Here is a 20,481-nt window from a genome sequence, read left to right on the forward strand (position 1 = left end):
CGCGAAACGGCCCGCACCCCCTCCCACACAGGGGGTACGAGCCGTTCCTCCGAACCGGCGGCGTCAGCCGCGGGTGGCCATGGCGCGCAGGAAGAAGGTCAGGTTGGCCGGGCGCTCGGCGAGGCGGCGCATGAAGTAGCCGTACCACTCCTGCCCGTACGGGAGGTAGACCCGCATGGTGTTGCCCTCGCCGGCGAGGCGCAGCTGCTCCTCGGGGCGGATGCCGAACAGCATCTGGTACTCGAAGGAGTCCCGCTTGCGGCCGTTCCACTGGGCCAGCTGGCCGGCGATCTTGATCATGTTGGGGTCGTGCGAGGCGATCATCGGGTAGCCCTCGCCGGCCATCAGGATCTTCAGCGCGCGGACGTACGCGAGGTCGACCTCGTGCTTGCCCTGGAAGGCGACCGACTCGGGCTCCTTGTAGGCGCCCTTGCACAGGCGCACGCGGGAGCCGGGGCCGGAGAACTCGCGGCAGTCAGCCTCGGTGCGGCGCAGGTAGGCCTGCAGCACGACGCCCAGCCAGGGGTAGTCCGCCCGCAGCTCGCGCGCGATGGCGAGGGTGGAGTCGGTGGTGGTGTGGTCCTCCATGTCGAGGGTCACCGTGGTGCCCGCGTCGGCGGCGGCCTCGCAGATGCGGCGGGCGTTCTCCAGCGCGATCTTCTCGCCGTCCACCGGGAGGAACTGGCCGACGGCCGACAGCTTGACCGAGACCTCGGCGCCGGCCGCCAGGCCGGTCTCCTTGAGGGCCTTGAGCAGGTGCTCGTAGGCCTCGGCGGTGCCGGCGGCCTGGGCGGCGTCCTGGGTGTCCTCGCCGAGGTGGTCCAGGGTGACCTTCCGGCCGGTGGCGACCAGGTCGTCGCAGGCGGTGACCGCGTCGTCGAGGGCCTCGCCCGCGACGAAGCGCTCGACTATCGCGTGGGTCGGGGGGAACTTCTCGACCACGGTGCGGACCTGCGGGGACCGGGAGGCCGCGAGAAGGGCGGAACGGAGCATCGTGACTCCTGGAGCTGGTGTTTCCAAGGGTGGCAGAAAGGGCCGGGGCGGCGATACGGGGGTGAAGTCGCCGCCCCGGCAGGGGCGACGCCCGGCTGCGGGGCCGGGCGTCGCGGGTGACCGTTGGCTACGGAACGAGCCGGATGGTCGGGTGGCTGGTCAGCCCATGTGCGGGTAGCGGTAGTCCGTCGGCGGGACGAAGGTCTCCTTGACCGAGCGGGTCGAGGTCCACCGCGTGAGGTTCTGCTTGGCGCCGGCCTTGTCGTTGGTGCCGGAGGCCCGGCCGCCGCCGAAGGGCTGCTGGCCGACGACGGCGCCGGTCGGCTTGTCGTTGATGTAGAAGTTGCCGGCGGCGAAGCGCAGCTTGTGCATCGCGTCCTGGGCCGCGGCGCGGTCCTGGGCGATGATCGCGCCGGTCAGGCCGTAGGCCGACGCCGACTCCATCTGGGTCAGCATCTCGTCGTACTTCTCGTCCTCGTAGACGTACACGGCGAGGATCGGGCCGAAGTACTCGTCCTTGAAGTACTCGCTGGCCGGGTCCTGGCAGACCAGGACGGTCGGGCGGACGAAGTAGCCGACCGAGTCGTCGTAGGTGCCGCCGGCGAGGACCTCCACGGAGGAGTCGGCCTGGGCGCGGTCGATGGCGGCCTTGTTCTTGGCGAAGGCGCGCTCGTCGATGACGGCCGACATGAAGTTGGACAGGTCGCTGACGTCACCCATGGTGAGGCCGTCGACCTCGGCGGCGAACTCGTCCTTGAGCCCGGCCCACAGCGAGGCGGGGACGTAGGCGCGGGAGAGCGCCGAGCACTTCTGGCCCTGGAACTCGAAGGCGCCGCGGGTCATCGCGGTCTTGAGGACCTTCGGGTCGGCCGACGGGTGGGCGACCAGGAAGTCCTTGCCGCCGGTCTCGCCGACGATCCGCGGGTAGGTGCGGTAGCCGGCGATGTTGTTGCCGACCTCGCGCCACAGGTGCTGGAAGGTGGCGGTGGAGCCGGTGAAGTGGATGCCGGCCAGTGCCGAGTGCTTCAGCGCGACCTCGGAGACGGCCAGGCCGTCGCCGGTCACCATGTTGATGACGCCCTTGGGGAGGCCGGCCTCCTCCAGCAGCTGCATCAGCAGGTGCGCGGAGAACTGCTGGGTCGGGGACGGCTTCCACAGCACCACGTTGCCCATCAGCGCGGGCGCGGTCGGCAGGTTGCCGGCGATCGCGGTGAAGTTGAACGGGGTGATGGCGTAGACGAAGCCCTCGAGCGGGCGGTGGTCGCTGCGGTTCCACACGCCGTCCGAGGAGATCGGCTGCTCGGCCATGATCTGGCGGGCGAAGTGCACGTTGAAGCGCAGGAAGTCGACCAGCTCGCAGGGGGTGTCGATCTCGGCCTGCTGGGCGGTCTTGGACTGGCCGAGCATGGTGGCGGCGGCCAGGGTCTCGCGCCAGGGGCCGGCCAGCAGGTCGGCGGCCTTGAGGAAGATCGCGGCGCGGGAGTCGAAGGAGAGCGCCTGCCAGGCCGGGGCCGCGGCCAGGGCAGTGTCGATGGCGTCCTGCGCGTCGGCCTGGGTGGCGTTGCGCAGGGTGCCGAGCCTCGCCGCGTGGTTGTGCGGCTGGACGACGTGGATCTCGGTGCCGCCGCCCATCCGGCGCTCACCGTTGATCGTCATGGTCAGCTGGACCGGCTCCTGGCCGCCCAGCTCCTTCAGCTTGGCCTCCAGACGGGCCCGTTCCGGGCTCCCGGGGGCGTAGCTGTGGACCGGCTCGTTCACCGGCGCGGGGACCTGGGTCACAGCATCCATGAAGCGCACGCTCTCCTTCGTTCGGTGCGGGGAAGGCCTGCGCGGGTCGCACGCGGGCCACAGCACGAACGCTATTCCTGGCTACCGGGCCACTTGATTGGCCGGGCGGCTAAATTCCCCCGTACGGCGTTGTCCGGGACGACTAAGGGATCACGCCGCGGTCACGGCCGGCCCGGCCGGGGCCACCCGCCGGTCCCAGTCGATCCGGTAGCCGTGCACCGGCCGCAGCGTCCGTTCCGGGCTCATGAAGGTCCGCATCGCGATCGGCGCGACCAGCCGGAACACCATCCGCCCGACCGGCCCGGAGGCCTTCTGGTTGTTGGTGCGGGCCGCGTCGGCGGCGATCTTCTCGACCCGGGGCCGGCGCAGCGCCTCGTAGGCGGCGAAGGCGGCGGTGTGGTCGGGCAGGTCGCGCAGGCAGCGGGCGAGTTCGACTGCACTCTCGACGGCGAGCGAGGCGCCCTGGCCGGAGCTGTTGGAGGGTGCGTGCACCGAGTCGCCGACGAGGACCATCCGGCCGCGGTGCCAGCGCGGCACCGAGGGCATGATCTCCAGCCGGGGGAAGGTCTCCATGCTCTGCGCGTCGGCCGTCCGCAGCACCTCGCGGGCGGGCAGGTCGTCGGCGTGCAGCTCGCGGCAGCGGCGCAGCCATTCCGCCGCGCCGAGGGCGCGGACCTCCTCCGGGTCGAGCGGCTCGGGCTGCGGGATGTTGCTGAACCAGGCGGTGCCGCTGCCGTCGGCCAGGCCCCAGTAGCCGAAGAAGGCGCGGGCGCCGTTGGCGAAGTGCACGGACTCGCCGCGTCCGGCCCGGCCGGGCAGCCGGTAGGAGCTGTAACCGCCGACGCCGAGCAGCCCGGTGTACCGCGCGGCGGGCGCGGCCGGGTCGATCAGGGTGCGGACGGTGGAGCCGGTGCCGTCGGCGCCGACCAGCAGGTCGCCGGTGGCGGTGGTGCCGTCGGCGAAGCGGGCGGTGATCCCGTCGGCGCCCTCCTCGACGCCGACCAGCCGCTTGCCCCACCGGACCTCGACGCCGGCCTCCGCCAGGCGCCGCTGCAGCACCTCGTAGAGCTCGGCGCGGCGCATCAGCCGGCCGCGCGGCAGGTCGGCGAGGCCGGCGAACTCGGCCAGCACGCCGCCCTTGCCGTCCTCGATCACCATCGGCCCGACCGGTTGCCCGATCCCGCCGACCTCTTCCCCCAGCCCGACGACGGCCAGCGCGCCGAGCCCGTTGGGGGCGATCATGAAGGTCCCGCCGATGCCCTCGGCGGAGGTCCGGTAGGCCTCGAACACGACCGGTTCGAGGCCGGCCTTGCGCAGCGCCAGGGCCGTCACCGGTCCGGCGATGCCGCCACCGACGACCAGGACCCTACGGCCCGTTCCGGTGGTCCCGTCAGTGCTGGTGGTTCCGTTGGTGCTCATTCCAGGCTCCTCATGAATTCCCGCAGGGTCCGGTTGAACTCCGGCTCCCCGATCCGGCCGATGAGGTTCTCGGTGTAGCGGCGCTCCGCCTCCAGCAGCGCGAGGGCGTACTCCTCCTCGATGACGAACATCGGGTGGACGTCCATCCCGGCGGCCTTGTGCAGCTGGGCGCGCGAGGCGTCGATCCGCGCGTCCAGCGCCTCCAGCCGGCGGCCGAGCAGCTCGGCCGCCTCCTCGGTGGGGAGCACCACCAGCAGGCAGAGGGCGACCCCGAAGGCGGGGTACTCCTCCTGCGGTTCGGCGATCCATTCGCGCATCCAGTCGAGGAGCTCCGTCTGACCCTCGGGGGTGAGGGCGTAGACGGTGCGCTCCGGCCGCTGGGTGTCGCGGACGGTCTCCTGTTCGGCGACGAACCCGGCCTTCCGCAGCTGCTCCACGACCATGTAGAGCGAGCTGCGGTTGTACTTGATGTTGCGGTCCTTGCCGTGCTCCTTGAGCCGGCGCCCCATCTCGTACGGGTGCATCGGCTCGGCTCCGAGTTCGGCCATGACCGCGAGGGCCAGCGGATTCGACACCTTGCGTCGCTTCGCCATGAGAGCGTTCCTCATCACTTGGTCAGTACCGACTATCCGACATCGAATAGTCGGAATCAACTATTCAGGAGTGACGGGCCAGAACTCTGTCCGTCCGGCTAAAATCAACCACACGGCGTTGTCCGAGCGGATGAAGGAGGCCCGGAGTGACCACCCCCGGCCTCCCGCTCCGCCAACTGCTGATGTCCCTCGGCGAGCCCCTGGTCGAACTCCAGGCCGCCCCACTGGGGCTGGACGTCCCGGTCCGCGACGTCGCGATCCTCGACCCGGAGGACCCGCCGACCGCCGCCCCCGGCGAGCTCGTCCTCGCGATCGGCGCCCGCGGCCGCGCCGCCCTCCCCGCCCTGCGCGCGGCCGGCCGGGCCGGCGCGGCCGCCGTGGCGGTCAAGCTGGACGGGCCCGGCCAGGCCGACGCGCTGCGCGAGGCGGCCACCGAGGCCGGCGTCGCCCTGCTGTCGGTGCGCCGGGAGACCCGCTGGGAGCACCTGGACTCGCTGGCCCGCGCGATCATCGCCGGACCGGACGCCCCGGACGCGCCCGGCGCCCCCGAGCCCAACGCGGGCGACCTCTTCTCCCTCGCGCAGACCGTCGCCGTGCTCACCAACGGCATCGTCTCGATCGAGGACACCTCCAGCCGGGTGCTGGCCTACTCCCGCTCCTCCGACTCCGACGAGGTCGACGACCTGCGCCGGCTCTCCATCCTCGGCTGGCAGGGCCCGGAGCCGTACCTGTCCAAGCTCCGCGAGTGGGGCATCTTCCAGCACCTGCGGAGCTCGGACACCCCGATCGCGGTCGAGCCGCACCCCGAGCTGGGCCTGCGCCGCCGGCTGGCCGTCGGCATCCGGGCCGGGGCGCAGCCGCTCGGCACCATCTGGGTGCAGGAGGGCGCGCAGCCGCTGGCCGCGCACGCCGAGCAGGCGTTGGTCGGCGCGGCCCGGGTCGCGGCCGCCCAGCTGGTCCGCCGCCGCCGGGAGCTGTCCGCCGACGTCCGGCTCACCCGGACCCTGCTGACCGGTCTGCTGGAGGGCTCCACCGGCCCCCAGTCGCTCGCCACCCACCTCGGCCTGGACCTGCGCCGCCCGGCCACCGTGCTGGCGTACGCCGCGCACACCACCGAGGCGCTGCACCGTTCCGACGTCACCGGCCTGATCTCGGTGCACACCGCCGCCCGGCACCGCACCGCGCTGCTCGCCCCGATCGAGTCCCGGGTGTACGTGCTGCTGCCCGAGCTGCCGCCCGGCCTGCCGATGGCCACCGTGCGCGGCTGGGCCTCCGAGGTGGTGGCGGCCGCCCGGGAGCACCTCGGCGTCCCGCTGCGGGCCGCGATCGGCTCGACCGTGGACGGCCTGGCCCAGGTGCCGGACTCCCGCGCGCAGGCGGACCGCATCCTGGACGCGATGGGCCGCGGCGGAGTGGACCTCGACGTCGCGGCGCTGATCGACGTGCAGGCGGAGGTACTGGTCAGCGAGATGGTCGCGCTGCTGCAGGAGCGCACCGGCCTGCGCGACCCGCGGCTCACCGCGCTCACCGACTACGACCGCCGGCACGGCACCCGGCTCGCCGAGTCGGTGCTGGCCTGGCTGGACGCGCTCGGCGAGGTCCGGGTGGCCGCGGACGCCCTGCACATCCACCCCAACACCCTGCGCTACCGGGTGCGCCGCGCCGAGCAGTTGACCGGCATCGACCTCGCCCAGCCGCAGCAGCGGCTGCTGGCGATGCTGCAACTGCGGCTGCCCGCGGACGAGTGGTCCGCGGGCAGCCGGTCACATCCCTGAGGCTCGGTGCGAAAGGGTCACTCGCCGTAGCCCTGGCCGCGCTTGTGCTCGTTCAGTCGGCGCCACGGGCCGGTGATGGCCAGCTGGATGCCCGGGGTCTGGATGTTGGCGAACAGGGTCTTGCCGTCGTCCGAGAAGGTCACCCCGGTGAACTCGCTGAACTCGGGCTTCTCGGCGGTGCCGATGTTCAGCTCGTTGCGGGCGATCGGGTAGACCAGCCCGTCCTCGGTGGCGCCGAACAGGTGCGAGACGCCCTCGCCGTCCTCGCAGATCACGATGCCGCCGTAGGGCGAGACGGTGATGTTGTCCGGGCCGTCGAAGTTGTCGTGGTCGCCCCAGACGTCGGTGTTGACGCCCAGCAGGACCTTCAGGGTGATGGTGCGGCGGGCCGGGTTGTAGAACCAGACCTGGCCGTCGTGCTGCAGCGGGCTCTCCGAGCGGGCGAAGCTGGAGACGAAGTAGAAGCCGCCGTCACCCCACCACATGCCCTCCAGCTTGCGGGCGCGGCTGACCTCGCCGTCCTTGAACTGCTTGCGGATCGAGACGGTCCTGGCGTCGCGGTCCTGGACCTTGACCCAGTCCACGCCGTAGGTGGTGCCGACCTTGGTGGCGCGGGAGAGGTCGTCGACGAACTTGCCCTGGGCGTCGAAGACCTTGAAGGCCTCCAGCACACCGGCGTCGGCGGCCAGCTTGCGCAGCTGGTAGCGGCCGTGCTTGAAGCCGGCCGGCGGGGTCCAGCGGAACAGCAGGCCGTTCGGGTTCGAGGCGTCCTCGGTCAGGTAGACCTGGCCGCGCTTCGGGTCGACGACCACGGCCTCGTGGGCGTAGCGGCCGAAGGCCTTGACCGGCTGCGGGTCGCGGTTGTAGTCGTCGTCGAAGGGGTCGACCTCGAAGATGTAGCCGTGGTCCTTGGTGAAGCCGTTCTTGCCGGCCTTGTCCTCGGTCTCCTCGCCGGACAGCCAGGTGCCCCACGGGGTCACGCCGCCCGCGCAGTTGGTGGCGGTGCCGGCGATGCCGACCCACTGCTCGACCGAGCCGTCGCGCTTGGCGTGCACGACGGTGCAGCCGCCGGCCGCGCCCGGGTCGTAGACGTGGCCCTCGGTCAGCGGCACCGGGTGCGGCCAGTTGGCGCGCGCGCCGGACAGCTCGTGGTTGACGACCATGTAGTTGCCGCCGTGCTCGTCCTCGAAGGCGGAGGTGCCGTCGTGGTTGCTCGGGGTGAACTCGCCGGTGCGCAGCTTGGTGACGCCGGCCCGGTTGAGGACCTTGTACGAGAAGCCCTTCGGCAGGGACAGCAGCCCGGCCTGGTCCTGCACCAGCGGGCCGTAGCCGACGGCGGTGCCGCCCGCCGCGTTGGTCCCGGCGGCCGCGGCGACCGGGGCCTCGCCACCGGCCGGGGCGGCGATCGCACCGGGGGCGCTGGCCAGGGCCTCGGCGCTGCCGGCGATCAGCACGCCGGCCCCGACGACGGTGGAACGGTTGACGAAGTCCCGGCGGGACAGCGACATGGCAGCAACTCCTGAGGTGAGCGGTCGTCGGGGCGGATGCCGACGCCCAGCAGGCTCCGCCGGGCGGGTGAACCCGGGGTGACGCCCACCTCACATCCCGGCGGCCATTTGCCGACCGATGACCGACACATGACCTGGACTTTGCCAAGACACCGTCAGGCCTGCCAGAATCCACCACACGGCCTGCACCGCACCGCCTGCACCGCTCGCAGCACTCGTACTGCTCGTACCGCTCGTACCACGGGCAGCCGTCACCCCCGTGCCGTCCGCCACTGCTCCCAGGCCGCCAGCCACAGCTGCTCGGCCAGCCGGTGCTCCTCCCACGCCCCGGCCCCGCCCGGCCGCTCCCGCCACAGCTGCTCCCAGGCCCGCTGGGCCGGCAGGCTCGCCACCTGGCTCGCGAACACCGTGTACCGGACGACCTCCTCGACGGCCGCCTCCCCGTCCGCCGTACCGACCAGCCAGTGCGTCTGCTGGGACAGCCGGTTGAGGTGGTTGACCATCGCGGTGACCGCCGCCGCAGCCTCCTCCCGGGTCTCGGTGGCCAGCCGCATCTGCTGGCGCACCGCCGCCTCCCAGCGCACCGCGCAGACGTCCCCGCGCAGCCCGCGCGGCAGCCTCGGCGTGCGCCCGGCCCGGACCTGCGCCTCGATCGCGGCGGTCTCGGCGATGCTCTGCGCAATCAGCGACCGGTGCGCCTCCAGCCCGACGACGGGCGGCAGTTCGCGCTCCTCCACCGGGACGTACCGGGACTGCCGGGAGGCGAGGTCGCGCAGCAGGTCGGTGCGCCCGCGCAGGTACCGCTCGAAGTCGCGGATCCCGCCGAGCTCCACCCCGCCGGGGGCCACCCCGCGCCCGCAGACCGTCACGGTCAGCCCGCCGACCCGCAGCCGCCCGGCCCACACCGGTTCGGGCCCGCCGACCGCCGCCGCCCCGGGCCGCAGCACCGGCCGGTCCTCGTGCACCTCCAGCGCGCACGGCTCGCCGTCCACCGTGATCCACTCGCGCAGCGCCCGTACCCGGCCGGGCCCGTCGCCCTCGTCGACGCCCAGCTGCTCGTAGACGCGGTCCCGCTCGTCCTCGACCACGTCCTCCAGCTCGGGCAGCGGCTCGCCCTGCTCGGCGCCCGGCCGGTAGGTGCGCACGGTCACGTACGGTCCGGCGGCCGAGCGCCAGTCGCCGCACTGGACCTCGACCCAGCGCAGCTCGCCGTCGGAGGTCTCGAAGGCGGCCAGCGCCTCGCCGGTACGGGCCGGCCCGGCGGCCACGCCGTACACCGGGAAGTCGACCGCGGCGAGGGTCCGGCGGGAGAACTCCTCCTGGTCGGCGAAACGATCCTCCTGACCCGGCCGCTCCGGGGCCGGCGCGCGGCCCGACGGCCCCGAGTTCCACTCCTGGTGCCTGCCGCCGCTCTCCCGCATCATCCTCTGCCGCACCCCCGACTCCTCGCGCCCGCACCGCCTACGCCACCTTACGTGGCCGCAGCTGCCGGGTCATCAGCTCGGCCGCCGGTCGGGGGCGGTGGCCGTGTCAGGACGAGCGGTTGTCAGCAGCCCTCCCTAACCTGGCGGCATGACAGCACAGAGCAGCACCACCCCGGACGGCACCACGGCACCCGGCGCCTTCCCCGCCAGGATCAGCATCGTCACCCTCGGCGTCTCCGACCTCGACCGCAGCGCCCGCTTCTACGAGGACCTCGGCTGGCGGCGCTCCACCGCCTCCAGCCCGGAGATCGTCTGGTTCCGCACCGCGGACTCGGTGCTCGGCCTCTTCCCCACCGACGAGCTGGCCGCCGACGCGGGCGTTCCCGCCACCGGCGAGCCGTCCTTCCGCGGCGTCACCCTCGCGGTGAACCTGGAGTCCCCCGCGCTGGTGGACGCCGCGATGACGACGGCCGTCGAGGCCGGCGCCGTGCTGGTCAAGCCGCCGGTCCCGACCGGCTGGGGCGGTTACTCCGGCTACTTCGAGGACCCGGACGGCCACCTCTGGGAGCTGGCCCACAACCCGTTCTTCCCCTTCACCGAGGACGGCTCGCTGGACCTCCCGCAGTAGGCCCGCAGCCCGTAGGCCACGGGCCTCCCCCGCCCCGGGGCCCCTCGCCTCAGTTCTTGGAGCGCGCCTTGAAGGCCGCCTTGCGCGCCTCCTTGGCCACCGCCCGGTCCAGGTGCAGCTCCCCGATCGCCTCCAGGACGTCCGCCGTGTACGGGTGGTCGACCCGCCACAGCTCCCCGAACCAGGTCGCCGGATCGCCCTTGACCGGAAGGTCCGTGACCAGGTCGCGCAGCAGCTCGGCGTCACCGCCGTTGTCCAGCAGCTGGGCCGCGAAGGTGTCGACCACCGTCCACAGCGCCACCGCCCGTGCCGGCGCCGGCACGTCCGTCGCGCCCTGCGCGGTCAGCCAGGCCCGCGCCGCGCCGCCCAGCTCCGGGTCGTCCAGCACCTCCCGGACGGCCGGCTCGGCGCCCGGACCGAGCAGGTCGAGCGCCGAGACGCACAGCATCCGCCGCAGCGGGCCGTACGCGTCGCCGCCGCGCGCCGCCGCGAGCAGCTCACCCGCCGCCGCCACCGGCTCCCGGCCGGCGGTCCACACCCGCAGCTCCTCCTCGGGCAGCACGTTGGCCGACTCGCACACCCCGCGCAGCAGCTCGGCCGCGTCGCCCTGGGCCAGCTCGCCGACCAGCGGCGCGTCGTAGCCGTCCTCCAGCAGCCACTGCCGGATGCCGTACTGGCCGAGCGGGGTGAGCCGGACCAGCCCGAAGCGGGCCGACTCCTCCTCGTCCAGCGGCTCCTCGCCGACGACGGCGGACCCGTCGCCCTCCTCCTCGTCGAACAGGTCCGGGTCGATCGGGCGGTAGTCCAGCAGGCCGAGCTCGGCCAGGTCGCCCAGCATCGGGTCCAGCGCGACCATCACGTCGGTGATGTCGCCCAGCAGCTCCTCGCTCGGCTCCTCGCCCTCCGGCACCACCAGCAGCGCGGCCAGCACGCCGAGCGGCACGGTCTCGTTGCCCGGGTCGGCGAAGGCGGTGGTCTCGTAGAGCACCTGCAGCGCCTCGTCCAGCAGCTCGGCGGCCTCGTCCCTGGCCTCCTCGACCTCGGAGAGCCCGTCCTCGTCCTCCTCCTCCGCCGGCGCTTCCTCCGCCTCGCCGTGCTCCTCCGGCAGCGAGTCCGCCTCCACGGCCAGCTCCCGGACGATCCCGGCGGCGGTCAGCCACAGCTCCAGGACGGTCTCCGGATCACCCTGCTCGGCGGGCTCCAGGTCCGGGCCGGGGACGGCGACGTGCTCGCCCTCCGCGGTGGTGCCCAGCTCCACCAGGTCCAGGTCGCAGGCCAGCGACCAGGCCCGCAGCGCCTCGACCTCGGCCTCCTCCGCCACCTCGCCCTCGGCCGGGGCCAGGCCGAGCAGCCGCGCGGCGGGGGCCCGGTCCTCCTCCACCAGGTCGCCGAACTCGTCCACCGCCCGGTGCGGGGCGGCCCAGCGGGCCAGCGTCAGCGCGTACCCGAACATCGGGACGGCCTTCGCCTGCTCGGCCAGCTCCCCCTCGGGGGGCAGCTTCACCGGCGGCACCAGCACCGCCGCGTCGTCCAGGTCCTCGTCGTCCAGCCCGTGCGCGGCGAACGCCCCGTAGAGGTCCTCCAGCTCCAGATCGGCGGGCAGCACCGTCTCGGCCGCACCCTCTCCCCCCGAAGCCCCGGCGTTCTTCCGACGTCGTCCGGCCATCGTTTGCGCTCTCCCTCAGCCAGCGGTCAGCCCAAACAGCTCCGCGTACCGATCTACCACCTCAGCGTATAGGTGTGACACCCCCGATGCCCGGCCGCAAGGGGCGCACACAGGGGCGCGCGCCGTATACGTGCGCCCACCCCTTATCCTTCGATCTGGTATCGCGCACACCCCGCGCGGACCGCCGGGGCAACGAAGCCCCGATCCTCAGCTCATCCGCTCCACCTGGGAGCCCCGCACCGCGGCCACCACCACAGCGCCTCAGGACGGGCGCGCCGGCATACCCCGCCGACCCGGTGGTGCCCTGCCACAGGAGACCCCTCACATGGCGGACCTCTCCCCCGCCGGCTCCGGCCTGCGCACCGCGCAGCTCGACGGACGCCGACTGTCGGAGGCCCTGCTCCCCCTGGAGCTCGCGCCGCGCGCCCAGCTCCAGCTCGCCGCGATCAGCCGCTGGAACGCGCTCCGCGGAGTCCGCGTCGGCCTGGTCTCGACCGCCCTGCTGCTGATGCTGATCGGTGCCAACCTGGCGACGCCGATCTACCCGCTGCTCCAGCAGCGCCTCGGGCTCGGTCCCCTCGACACCACGATCCTCTTCACGATCTACGTGTTCGCGCTGGTCCCCGTACTGGCCGCGGTCGGCCACTGGTCCGACCACCTCGGCCGACGCGCCCTGATCCTGCCCGCCGTCGCACTGGCCGCCGCGGGCGACGTCGTCTTCGCCACCTCCGGCAGCTTCTGGCAGCTGGCGGTCGGCCGCGCCGTCCAGGGCGTCGCCGTCGGCCTGTCCACCGGCGCCGCCGGAGCCGCCCTCGGCGACCTGCTGCCCGACCACCCCACGCTGGCCGCCAAGCTCACCCTGGCCTGCTCCGCCGGGGGCGTCGCGCTCGGCCCGGTCGTCGGCGCCCTGCTGGCCGGCGGCTCCGACCCGCTGCTCACGCCGTTCCTGCTGCACGCCATCGCCCTGCTCGCGCTCTGCGTGCCGCTGGCCCTGGTCCACCCGCGGATGCCCGGCCGCAACCGCCCGCCGGCCTCCCCGCCCCGGATCACCACCCCGGCCCACCTGCGCCCGCAGCGCCTGCGACTGCCGCGCACCGGCCGGCGCGAGTTCCTGCTCGCCGCCTCCGCGGGCTTCATCTCCTACGCGGTCTTCGGCGTCTACCTCAGCCTGGCCCCGGCCTTCGCCGCCAAGCTGCTGCACTCCCCCTCGCACCTGACCGGCGCGATCGTGGCCGCCCTGCTGCTCGGCTCCTCGGCCGCCGCCCAGCTGATCGTCCCGCCGACCTCGGACCGCCTGGTGATCGCCCTCGGCATGACCGGCCTGGCCACCGGCCTCGCCCTGGTGGTCGCCGCCGGGTACACCGGCACCCCGGCCCTGCTGTTCATCGGCAGCGTCCTCGGCGGCGCCTGCCAGGGCGTCGCCTTCCGCTCCCTGTTCACCACCGCCGTCGCCGCCCTGAACCCGGAACGCCGCGGCTCCGAGCTCTCCGCCCTCTGGGTGATCGTCTACCTCGGCAGCTCCCTGCCCATCGTCATCGTCGGCGCCCTCGTCCAGGCCTACGGCCTCCTCCCCGCCGTCAGCGGCTTCGCCACCCTCGCCGCCGTGCTCTGCGCCGCCCTGGCCCTCGCCGTCGCCCGCAAGCCCAAGCACCTCGCCTGACCCGCACACCCGAAGCGCCGCTGCCCGGGACTTCCTCTTCGGAAGTCCCGGGCAGCGGCATTCCCGCCACCGGGTGAACACCCGCGCATCATCTGCTCCGTTGAGCAGCTCCCCCACCGTTCCCCACCATCCACCCCCCACCCACCTGCCGGCGGGTACCCGCCCCCGGGACAGGTCGTCAACAGACTGAGGTCCAAACATCACCTTTCGGAGGAAAGTTTGTGTGGCAGTGGTATATCTGCGACCGGGCGGCCAGGCTGGAGCCGCGACCTTGGAGGGAGCGAAGTCATGTCGGTAGTTGCGTTTGCGCAGTTGCTTCTGCCTGACTCGCCGTACGCCATGTGGGTCCGGGGAGAACTGGACGAGTACCTACGGCTTCCGGACGACGGCACGCGGGTGGAAGTGGTCGGAGGGGAAATCGTCGTGTCGCCATCGCCGGTGTTTCTCCATGAGGGAATCCTCGTGGATATCAAGGAGTCGGTGACGATCGCGAAGCTCGCCCATTCGGAGTTCCAGTGGAGGGCCACCGGGACGATCAATCTGGATCTCGTCGAGACAGGTGAGGGCTACATTCCGGACATGGCGCTCGTGCACCGGGATGTCGATGCGGCCAATCGTGCGAAGGACGTGCTGTACGTCGATCCGAGCGATCTTGAACTGGTCATCGAGGTGACGTCCGCGTCGAACGCTCGGCACGATCGTCGCCCCATGTTCGGTCGCCAGGTCAAGTCCACCAAGTGGAATGGTTACGCGCGAGCCGGAATCCCCTACTACCTCCTGGTGGATCGCGATCCACGGCAGCCCGGCGTCACCTTGTTCGGCACGCCGAACAAGGCCGAGGGAACGTACGAGATGCTGGGCGAATGGAAGTTCGGCGAAACCGTTCAACTGCCGGAGCCGTTCGGATTTGAGATCAGCACCGAGGGCTGGGGCCCCTGGGGGGTGTAACTACGAGTGGAAACGCCGCTGCCCGGAACTTCCGAAGAAGTCCCGGGCAGCGGTGCTTCCGCCACCGGGTGAACACCCGCGCATCAGCTGCCTCGTTGAGCAGCTCGACCACCGTTCTCCACCATCCCCCCGCCTTCCGGCGGGTGCCTGCCCCCGCCCTCACCGCGTGCCGCCCCGCCAGGCGGCACGCGCCGCTGATGAAGCACGGCGAGTACCTGCCGGAAGCCGACGAGGGCCCGGCGCTGGAGGCAGGGCGCCGGGGATTCCGCGCCTGCCGTAGACGGCCATGGCTGAGCGCACCGTGTTCAGCTCCTTCTGGTTTCGGCCGGATGCCACGCCGTCCTTGACCCCCGCGTGCCGGGCCGGCTGTCAGATCACCGGCGGCCGGCCCAGCCGCGTCATCCGCCACACCGTGCTCCACCGCATCGGCCGCCGCGGCGGGCACGGCACCCGAACACCCTCGAAGAACCCCGACCACCACGCCTTGAGCCCGGACATCGGCGGCCGGCGGACCAGCGTGTACAGCACCCAGGAGGTGAGGTAGACCGGCACCAGAGGGGCGGGCAGGTGGCGCTTGGCCAGCCACACCCGGTTCCGGGCCGTCATCCGGTAGTAGGCGGCGTGACGGGCCGGGTCGGTACGGGGGTGCTGCAGCACCAGGTCGGCGCGGTAGTCGATCCGCCAGCCCGCGTCCAGCGCGCGCCACGCGAAGTCGGTCTCCTCGTGCGCGTAGAAGAACTCGGCGGGGAACAGGCCGACCTGGTCGATCACGCTCATACGGATGGCGTGCCCGCCACCCAGGAACGTCGTGACCGGACCGGACTTCAGCGGATCGCTCTCGCCGAAGCGCGGCACGTGGCGGCGCTGGGTGAACCCGGTCTCATCCGCGATCCGGAAGCTGACGATGCCCAGCTCCGAGTCCCGCTCGAAGGCATCCCGGATCAGCCGGAACGTGTCGGTGCGGGGCAGCAGCCCGTCGTCGTCCAGGACGACCAGCACGTCCGTGCCGCCCAGCTCGCGCAGCCGCTCGACGCCGGCGTTGCGGCCCCCGGGGATGCCGAGGTTCTCCGGCAGCTCCACCGCGTCCACCCACTCCGGCAACTCGGGCAGCTTCACGCCCTGGCCGAGCACGACGGTCCGAACGCCGCTGTCGCCGCCGTCCTGGGCCCGTACTGACTCCAGCAGCGCCGCCAGCTCCGCAGGCCGGTTTCCCATCGTCAGCACCACCACGCCCAGTGTGACGCCCATCGCACCCGACCCTTCGAGGACCTTCATGATCTCGCCCCCCCCCGACGCGGCGGCGGACCGTCGCCGCACGAGCTGGCTGGCACCGGCCGACTGCCGGACCGCCAGGTGGTGGACCGGCCGACGCTGGACTGGATCGCCCGCCACCGGCCCGCCGACCGGGTATCCGGGCCAGAGTGCCACACCGGCCGCTGCTGCTGGTACCGAACGTCTCCTGGTTCGCCCGCACGCAGACGGCCACCTCGATCCACCACCCTGTCCCGCCCGCCGTCACAGCGGTGTGACGGCCGGACCGCCGAAAACGCCTCCGGGTAAACACCCGCACACCATCTACTCCGCCGAGCAGGTCTACCGCCGTTCCCCACCATCCACCCCCCCACCCACCTTCCGGCGGGTGCCCGCCCCCGCCCTCGCCGCGTGCCGCCCCGCCAGGCGGCATGCGGCGCTGATGAACCACGGCGAGTACCTGTCGGACGCCGGCAAGGGCCCGGAGGCCGCCCCCGACTGCCGGGGGCGGCCTCCGGAACAGGTCGAAATGGTGGGTTTCGCCTCCGCCCGCTGGATGTGATCCAGCGGGCGGAGTGCTGCCGCGTGGGAGGTGCAGGCGCGACCACCGGCTCCATGGGTGGTCACCCATAGAGCTGGTGGTCACGCATTGAGCGCGATGTCCAGGTACGCCTGTACCGGCTCGAACAGCCCGTACGGCACGTACTCGGGAATCTCGGCGAGGGCCACCCACGCGAGGGCGTCCAGCTCATCCGCGTCCACCACCTCGGCGGTACCGCTGACGACCTCACAGGCCGCGTACGACATCAGTCGGCCGGTCTTCGGGTGCACCCGCTCGCCCAGGAGCTTGACGGCGGCCACACCCAGTCCGGTCTCCTCTGCCGTCTCGCGAACGGCCGCCTCCTCGGGCGACTCGCCGTCCTCGATCTCACCGGCTGGGAACTGCCAGGAGAGCTGGCCCTCACTGACCCGCCGCCGGACCATCAGGACGCGGCCTTCGTGGACCACGATCGCGGCGGCAATGCCCGGGCGTTCCTCCGCAGTCTGCTGTGTCACGTCTGCTCCTCCAGGATGGGCGGGAAGGTCGTATCGGCGTCGATGAAGCGGGCCGCCGAGTTTCGAGGAACCCACATCACTGCGCAGCGGCTGGTTGACGAAATGGCCCGCCCCTCACGCTGCGGGCGGCCACACGCAGCAAGCACGGCAACATCGGCGCGTACTACCAGGCGCCGCCGCCCCAGGCTCAGTGGATCGGGCGGATCATCGCGGTCAGCCGGGGCGAGTCCGGGGAGGGCTGTTGCGCGTTGAACGCCTGGTAGCCCCAGGTCTCGTAGAGCCGCTGGACCTTGCCGTCCCCTGCGAGCGGGTTGACCAGAAGGGTGACACGCCCCTCGGACCGGCGGCGGAGCAGGCCGTCGTGGATCCGGCGGGCGGCGCCCGTGCCCCGCCATGGGATCCGGACGCCGATCTCCTTGATGGCCAGAGCCGGGGCCTCGGTGTAGCCGTCCGGAAGGGGCTCGGCCATGCGCTTCCAGTACCGGTCGCCCGCCTCGATCGTGTTGCCGTAGGCGTACCCGACCGGCACCTCGCCGTCGTAGCCGAGGACGAGCTCGAAGCCGGGTTCGGTGGCATGCCGTTCGAGGCGTTCGGCGAACACGTCGACGCGGTAGTTCGGCAGGTGCAGCAGAGGGGCCCGCACGTCGGTGTACACGTCCAGCAGGTCCTGCCGGGCCTCGGGGGACAGGGTGGTGTGGTGGCGGAGTTCGACGGTCACGCGATGGTCCTCCAGGCGTTGTGGGCGTACGCCGTCCGGGCGCGGTCCGGGCCGCTGCCACCGGCCAGCTGGTGCAACGAGGTGCCGAAAGCGGCCCCTACCCGGGTGACGCGGGGGTGCACCAAGTACGAGGCCGGGACGGACATGGCGAGTGGCCTCCAGCCCACGGCGCGGCGCGAATCGTCCTCGTGGCCCACGCCAGAAGAGACGTGATCACCGAGGGGCCGGGGAACTCGGCGGTGCGGACGGACGGGTCGGGCAGCAGCGTGACGACGCTGACCGGGACGGGCGCCTCTCCGGCAAGGTCGTAAACGGTGAAGCGGATGTTGTCGCCGCGCAGTTACGGGCGGGTCGCTCCGTGTTCCAGGTAGACGGTCTCTGACTTCGCCCTGGCGACGCACGCCGCGTGGACGCGGCGGGCGAGGCGAGAGATGAGGAGTGCGTCGAGCTGGTCGGTGGTGTGGAAGGCGTATTCGCCGATCTCCACCTGGTCGACGGTGATGTTGTCGAGCTCGCCAGTCGGGAGGACGCCACCGTCGAAGACGAAGAGGAGCTTGTCGCCCTCGGTGGGATGGGGCGCCCAGTCGGCGACGAGCAGGCGGCCGATCGGCGGAGTGATACCGAGTTCCTCCTTGACCTCCCGGGCCGCGCCCTCGCTCGGGGTCTCACCGGCATGCAGGTAGCCGCCGGGGATCTCCCAGCCGGGCTTGTAGGTCGGCTTCACGAGGAGGACACGGTCGTCCTCGTCGAAGAAGAGCACGCCGGCGGCGGTACGGGGCTGGGCCACGACCTCGTGGAACTGGGAGTCGCTCATGGCGACGACTGTAGCCGCCCGGTCCCGTCACATGACGATCTGGAGCCGCTGAGCAACGCCTGCCAGCAAGTAGCTGGGCTTGCCTCGTTGCTGGCGGACCCAGTTGGTCACCAGGTGTCGGGGGATGAAGTGGTAGCGGACTTGCTCGGGGGCTAGTTCCTCGGCGTCCAGTAAGAGTGCGAGAGCTTCGTCCATGCGGTTCTGCGCGCTGTGGGCGCGGGCGATTTCGAGTGCGTGCCGTACTCGGCGTTCAAGCGGCAGGGTCGATGAGTCCACGCGCGGCCCTTGGTCGAGGGCGATCTGAACGTCGCCGAGTTCCATCGCGGTCGAGATCCGGTGGATGGCCACGTTGGTGGGCCCGAAGGCCGTCCACATGTGGTTGGCGTCGTGACCGAGGCGCTGTGCGGCCCGGTCCGCCTCGGCGAGGAAGTCACGCACCGTGCTGCGGTCCTCGATCCTCGCGGCGGCCATCGACCCGACGAGGAACAGGGTGCCGTAGATCGACAGGTAGGTCGGGGACCCGTCCTCCAAGCCGGCCTCCAGGAACGAGGCCGAGTTCATGACCAGGTCCCTGGCGGCGGTGAGGCGTCCGTTGCTGAGTAGGCAGTGGGAGACCGATCGGAACAGCGAGCCGGTGACGACGATGTTGCCCGACTCCTGGGCTGCCGTGAGGCCGCGGTCGGCTGACATCCAAGCGAGGTCGGCTTCGCCTATCTTCGTCAGGACCATCGCGGCGCCTTGATAGGCCATCGCAAGTAGCGTCTTGGCTTGCTGTTGTTGATCGCCCTCGTGCATGCGCACCGCGCGCTGGGCCTGGTTGAGGATGCCCGGGATGAGTCTCGTCGCCCGGGAGTACCTGGCGTCCTGGTAGGCGGACCAGGCGAAGCCCACCTCGGCGCGCAGGATGTCGAGATCGGGCGGCTGTTCGGCGTCGTCGGCCGCCAGGAACGGCGACATCTGTTTGTAGTCCATGAGCGCTTCGCGGAGCTTCGAGACGGCTCCGCCCTGCGTGTCACCGGGCCGCCAGTCGAGGAGTGACGGCTCCGCCAGCAGGTCGCCGAGCCGAATGTCGAGGGCATCGGCCAGCGCCCTGATGACCGACAGTCGATCGATCTCGATGCGGCCGTTCTCGACCTTGCTCAGCCAGTCGGCTGTTCGCCCGACCAGGCCGGCCAGGACCTCCTGGGACATACCCCGCCGACGGCGGTACCAGGCGACGCGCTCGCCGACGCTCAGCGTCTCACTCATTCCAGGCATGCTCTCAGCCTGAGGGCGTCCCCGCCGCCTACCCCGGAAGGATTTTCCGGGTTCCCCTCCATTCATCCCCCTAGCGTTCTGACGCGCCCTCAAGCAGCTCTGCCTGACGGGTGATTGAGCGACAAGGAGGGTTGATCGTGGTGGCACATCAGGACCTTCGAGCAGAGGAAGCCATCGAGGTGGCCGGATGCCTGTCGGTGCAGATGAGCTTCCTACACGCTCACGCCTCCGTGCCCTTGGCCCGGGCGCTGATCCGGAGAGTCGTCGGTGCGTGGGACATCGCCAGGCCGCTCGGCCAAGACGTCGAGCTGGTCGCGACCGAACTCTGCACCAACGCCGTTCTTCACGGCGCGGCATCGTTCCTCGGCTGCTTCGGTGTCCGACTGACACCGCAGCCTCGCGGTCTACGAATCGAGGTCACGGACGCGGGCCCTGGGCCCTTCGACCGGCCTGCCCCGCCTCCCCTGACTGAGAACGGCCGGGGACTCCTCCTCGTGAGCCAGATGTGCGAGAGCTGGGGTGTCGACGTGACGAGCGACGGCACCGTGGTCTGGGCCGAGCTCAGGACCGACGCGGCATGACCGACTACCAGCCGCAGGAGGACATCTACCGCGCTGCTCATCGGGACCCCGTTGAAGCCGTACTCACCTGGCTCTGGGCGTTCGGCCACCTCATCGTCCTCGCCCTGCTCGGCCTGGCAGCCCACCACCAGCTCAGCTCCGATCACTTCGGCCCCGTCCTGGCGGCCGATCACGAGCCCGACCGCGACCTTGAGCAGCCTCCCGCGGTCGAAACCGAGGCCTGACAACGGAGTCACGCCTCGTCGCCACAGGCACCACCGAGCGAGAAGGGAACACCGCCATGTCGTCCATCGCGCGCCTGCAGGCGCCCCAGCCTCCGCCTCCTCCGCCCCCGCCGCCGCCGGCACCGCCGATCCCGCAGCCGCCGTACCCCGGTCGCTGAGCGAAGGAACCGTGTGGGCC

General features: G+C 71.9%; 19 protein-coding genes. 6 read left to right on the plus strand and 13 right to left on the minus strand.

Annotated elements, in window-relative coordinates:
- Positions 1-63: 63 nt before the first annotated feature.
- From ACYP53_RS01080 to ACYP53_RS01095, 4 genes are all read right to left on the minus strand, one after another.
- A complete protein-coding gene (locus tag ACYP53_RS01080; protein ID WP_189916369.1) occupies positions 64-993 on the minus strand; it encodes a proline dehydrogenase family protein in 930 nt (309 codons plus the stop codon).
- 159 nt (positions 994-1,152) lie between these two features.
- Positions 1,153-2,781 (minus strand): L-glutamate gamma-semialdehyde dehydrogenase, encoded by a 1,629-nt coding sequence (pruA, locus tag ACYP53_RS01085; protein WP_459646396.1) that lies wholly within the window; start codon positions 2,779-2,781, stop codon positions 1,153-1,155.
- Positions 2,782-2,931: 150 nt separating this feature from the next.
- Positions 2,932-4,200: an FAD-dependent oxidoreductase gene (locus ACYP53_RS01090; protein WP_459646397.1), complete on the minus strand. Its 1,269-nt coding sequence runs from the start codon at positions 4,198-4,200 to the stop codon at positions 2,932-2,934.
- Positions 4,197-4,793: a PadR family transcriptional regulator gene (locus ACYP53_RS01095; protein ID WP_189916372.1), complete on the minus strand. Its 597-nt coding sequence runs from the start codon at positions 4,791-4,793 to the stop codon at positions 4,197-4,199. Before ACYP53_RS01095 ends, ACYP53_RS01090 begins: the two co-directional genes overlap by 4 nt.
- Before the next feature lie 146 nt (positions 4,794-4,939).
- Here ACYP53_RS01095 and ACYP53_RS01100 point away from each other — a divergent pair, with 146 nt between their 5' ends.
- Entirely contained in the window at positions 4,940-6,568 is a 1,629-nt protein-coding gene (locus tag ACYP53_RS01100; RefSeq protein ID WP_229928613.1) for a PucR family transcriptional regulator, read from the plus strand.
- A gap of 17 nt (positions 6,569-6,585) precedes the next feature.
- On the opposite strand, the gene ACYP53_RS01105 is transcribed toward ACYP53_RS01100, so the two are convergent.
- Together ACYP53_RS01105 and ACYP53_RS01110 are read right to left on the minus strand one after the other, a co-directional pair.
- Positions 6,586-8,076 carry an alkaline phosphatase PhoX gene (locus tag ACYP53_RS01105; protein WP_459646398.1) on the minus strand — a complete coding sequence of 497 codons (1,491 nt, stop codon included), beginning with the start codon at positions 8,074-8,076 and terminating at the stop codon, positions 6,586-6,588.
- A gap of 251 nt (positions 8,077-8,327) precedes the next feature.
- Entirely contained in the window at positions 8,328-9,512 is a 1,185-nt protein-coding gene (locus tag ACYP53_RS01110; protein WP_189916374.1) for a hypothetical protein, read from the minus strand.
- 136 nt (positions 9,513-9,648) lie between these two features.
- On the opposite strand from ACYP53_RS01110, the gene ACYP53_RS01115 reads away from it, so the two are divergent.
- Complete coding sequence (locus ACYP53_RS01115; RefSeq protein WP_189916375.1) at positions 9,649-10,128, plus strand: VOC family protein; 480 nt, start codon at positions 9,649-9,651, stop codon at positions 10,126-10,128.
- 49 nt (positions 10,129-10,177) lie between these two features.
- On the opposite strand, the gene ACYP53_RS01120 is transcribed toward ACYP53_RS01115, so the two are convergent.
- Positions 10,178-11,794: a hypothetical protein gene (locus ACYP53_RS01120; RefSeq protein WP_189916376.1), complete on the minus strand. Its 1,617-nt coding sequence runs from the start codon at positions 11,792-11,794 to the stop codon at positions 10,178-10,180.
- Between the two features lie 325 nt (positions 11,795-12,119).
- Here ACYP53_RS01120 and ACYP53_RS01125 point away from each other — a divergent pair, with 325 nt between their 5' ends.
- Entirely contained in the window at positions 12,120-13,454 is a 1,335-nt protein-coding gene (locus ACYP53_RS01125) for an MFS transporter (RefSeq protein WP_189916377.1), read from the plus strand.
- A gap of 288 nt (positions 13,455-13,742) precedes the next feature.
- Positions 13,743-14,402 carry a Uma2 family endonuclease gene (locus ACYP53_RS01130; RefSeq protein WP_459646399.1) on the plus strand — a complete coding sequence of 220 codons (660 nt, stop codon included), beginning with the start codon at positions 13,743-13,745 and terminating at the stop codon, positions 14,400-14,402.
- A 369-nt stretch (positions 14,403-14,771) separates the two neighbouring features.
- Here ACYP53_RS01130 and ACYP53_RS01135 read toward each other — a convergent pair whose 3' ends face one another.
- The 6 genes from ACYP53_RS01135 to ACYP53_RS01160 all read right to left on the minus strand — a co-directional run bounded on the left by ACYP53_RS01135 (position 14,772) and on the right by ACYP53_RS01160 (position 19,489).
- Complete coding sequence (locus ACYP53_RS01135) at positions 14,772-15,650, minus strand: glycosyltransferase family 2 protein (RefSeq protein ID WP_459646400.1); 879 nt, start codon at positions 15,648-15,650, stop codon at positions 14,772-14,774.
- Between the two features lie 645 nt (positions 15,651-16,295).
- Complete coding sequence (locus ACYP53_RS01140; RefSeq protein WP_459646401.1) at positions 16,296-16,709, minus strand: NUDIX hydrolase; 414 nt, start codon at positions 16,707-16,709, stop codon at positions 16,296-16,298.
- A gap of 187 nt (positions 16,710-16,896) precedes the next feature.
- Positions 16,897-17,427 (minus strand): GNAT family N-acetyltransferase, encoded by a 531-nt coding sequence (locus ACYP53_RS01145; RefSeq protein WP_459646402.1) that lies wholly within the window; start codon positions 17,425-17,427, stop codon positions 16,897-16,899.
- The gene (locus ACYP53_RS01150; protein WP_459646403.1) at positions 17,424-17,573 is read right to left on the minus strand and encodes a hypothetical protein; all 150 of its coding nucleotides are present in this window, start codon (positions 17,571-17,573) and stop codon (positions 17,424-17,426) included. The genes ACYP53_RS01145 and ACYP53_RS01150 overlap by 4 nt, the downstream gene beginning before the upstream one ends.
- Positions 17,574-17,767: 194 nt before the next feature.
- Positions 17,768-18,241, minus strand: a complete 474-nt coding sequence (locus tag ACYP53_RS01155; protein ID WP_459646404.1) for an NUDIX domain-containing protein — start codon at positions 18,239-18,241, stop codon at positions 17,768-17,770.
- 27 nt (positions 18,242-18,268) lie between these two features.
- A complete protein-coding gene (locus ACYP53_RS01160) occupies positions 18,269-19,489 on the minus strand; it encodes a helix-turn-helix domain-containing protein (RefSeq protein ID WP_459646405.1) in 1,221 nt (406 codons plus the stop codon).
- A gap of 146 nt (positions 19,490-19,635) precedes the next feature.
- On the opposite strand from ACYP53_RS01160, the gene ACYP53_RS01165 reads away from it, so the two are divergent.
- The gene (locus ACYP53_RS01165) at positions 19,636-20,079 is read left to right on the plus strand and encodes an ATP-binding protein (RefSeq protein WP_459646406.1); all 444 of its coding nucleotides are present in this window, start codon (positions 19,636-19,638) and stop codon (positions 20,077-20,079) included.
- On the plus strand, positions 20,076-20,303 hold the full coding sequence (locus ACYP53_RS01170) for a hypothetical protein (RefSeq protein ID WP_459646407.1): 228 nt from the start codon (positions 20,076-20,078) through the stop codon (positions 20,301-20,303). Before ACYP53_RS01165 ends, ACYP53_RS01170 begins: the two co-directional genes overlap by 4 nt.
- Positions 20,304-20,481 lie beyond the last annotated feature (178 nt).

This window comes from Kitasatospora sp. Ki12 (genome assembly GCF_054601375.1).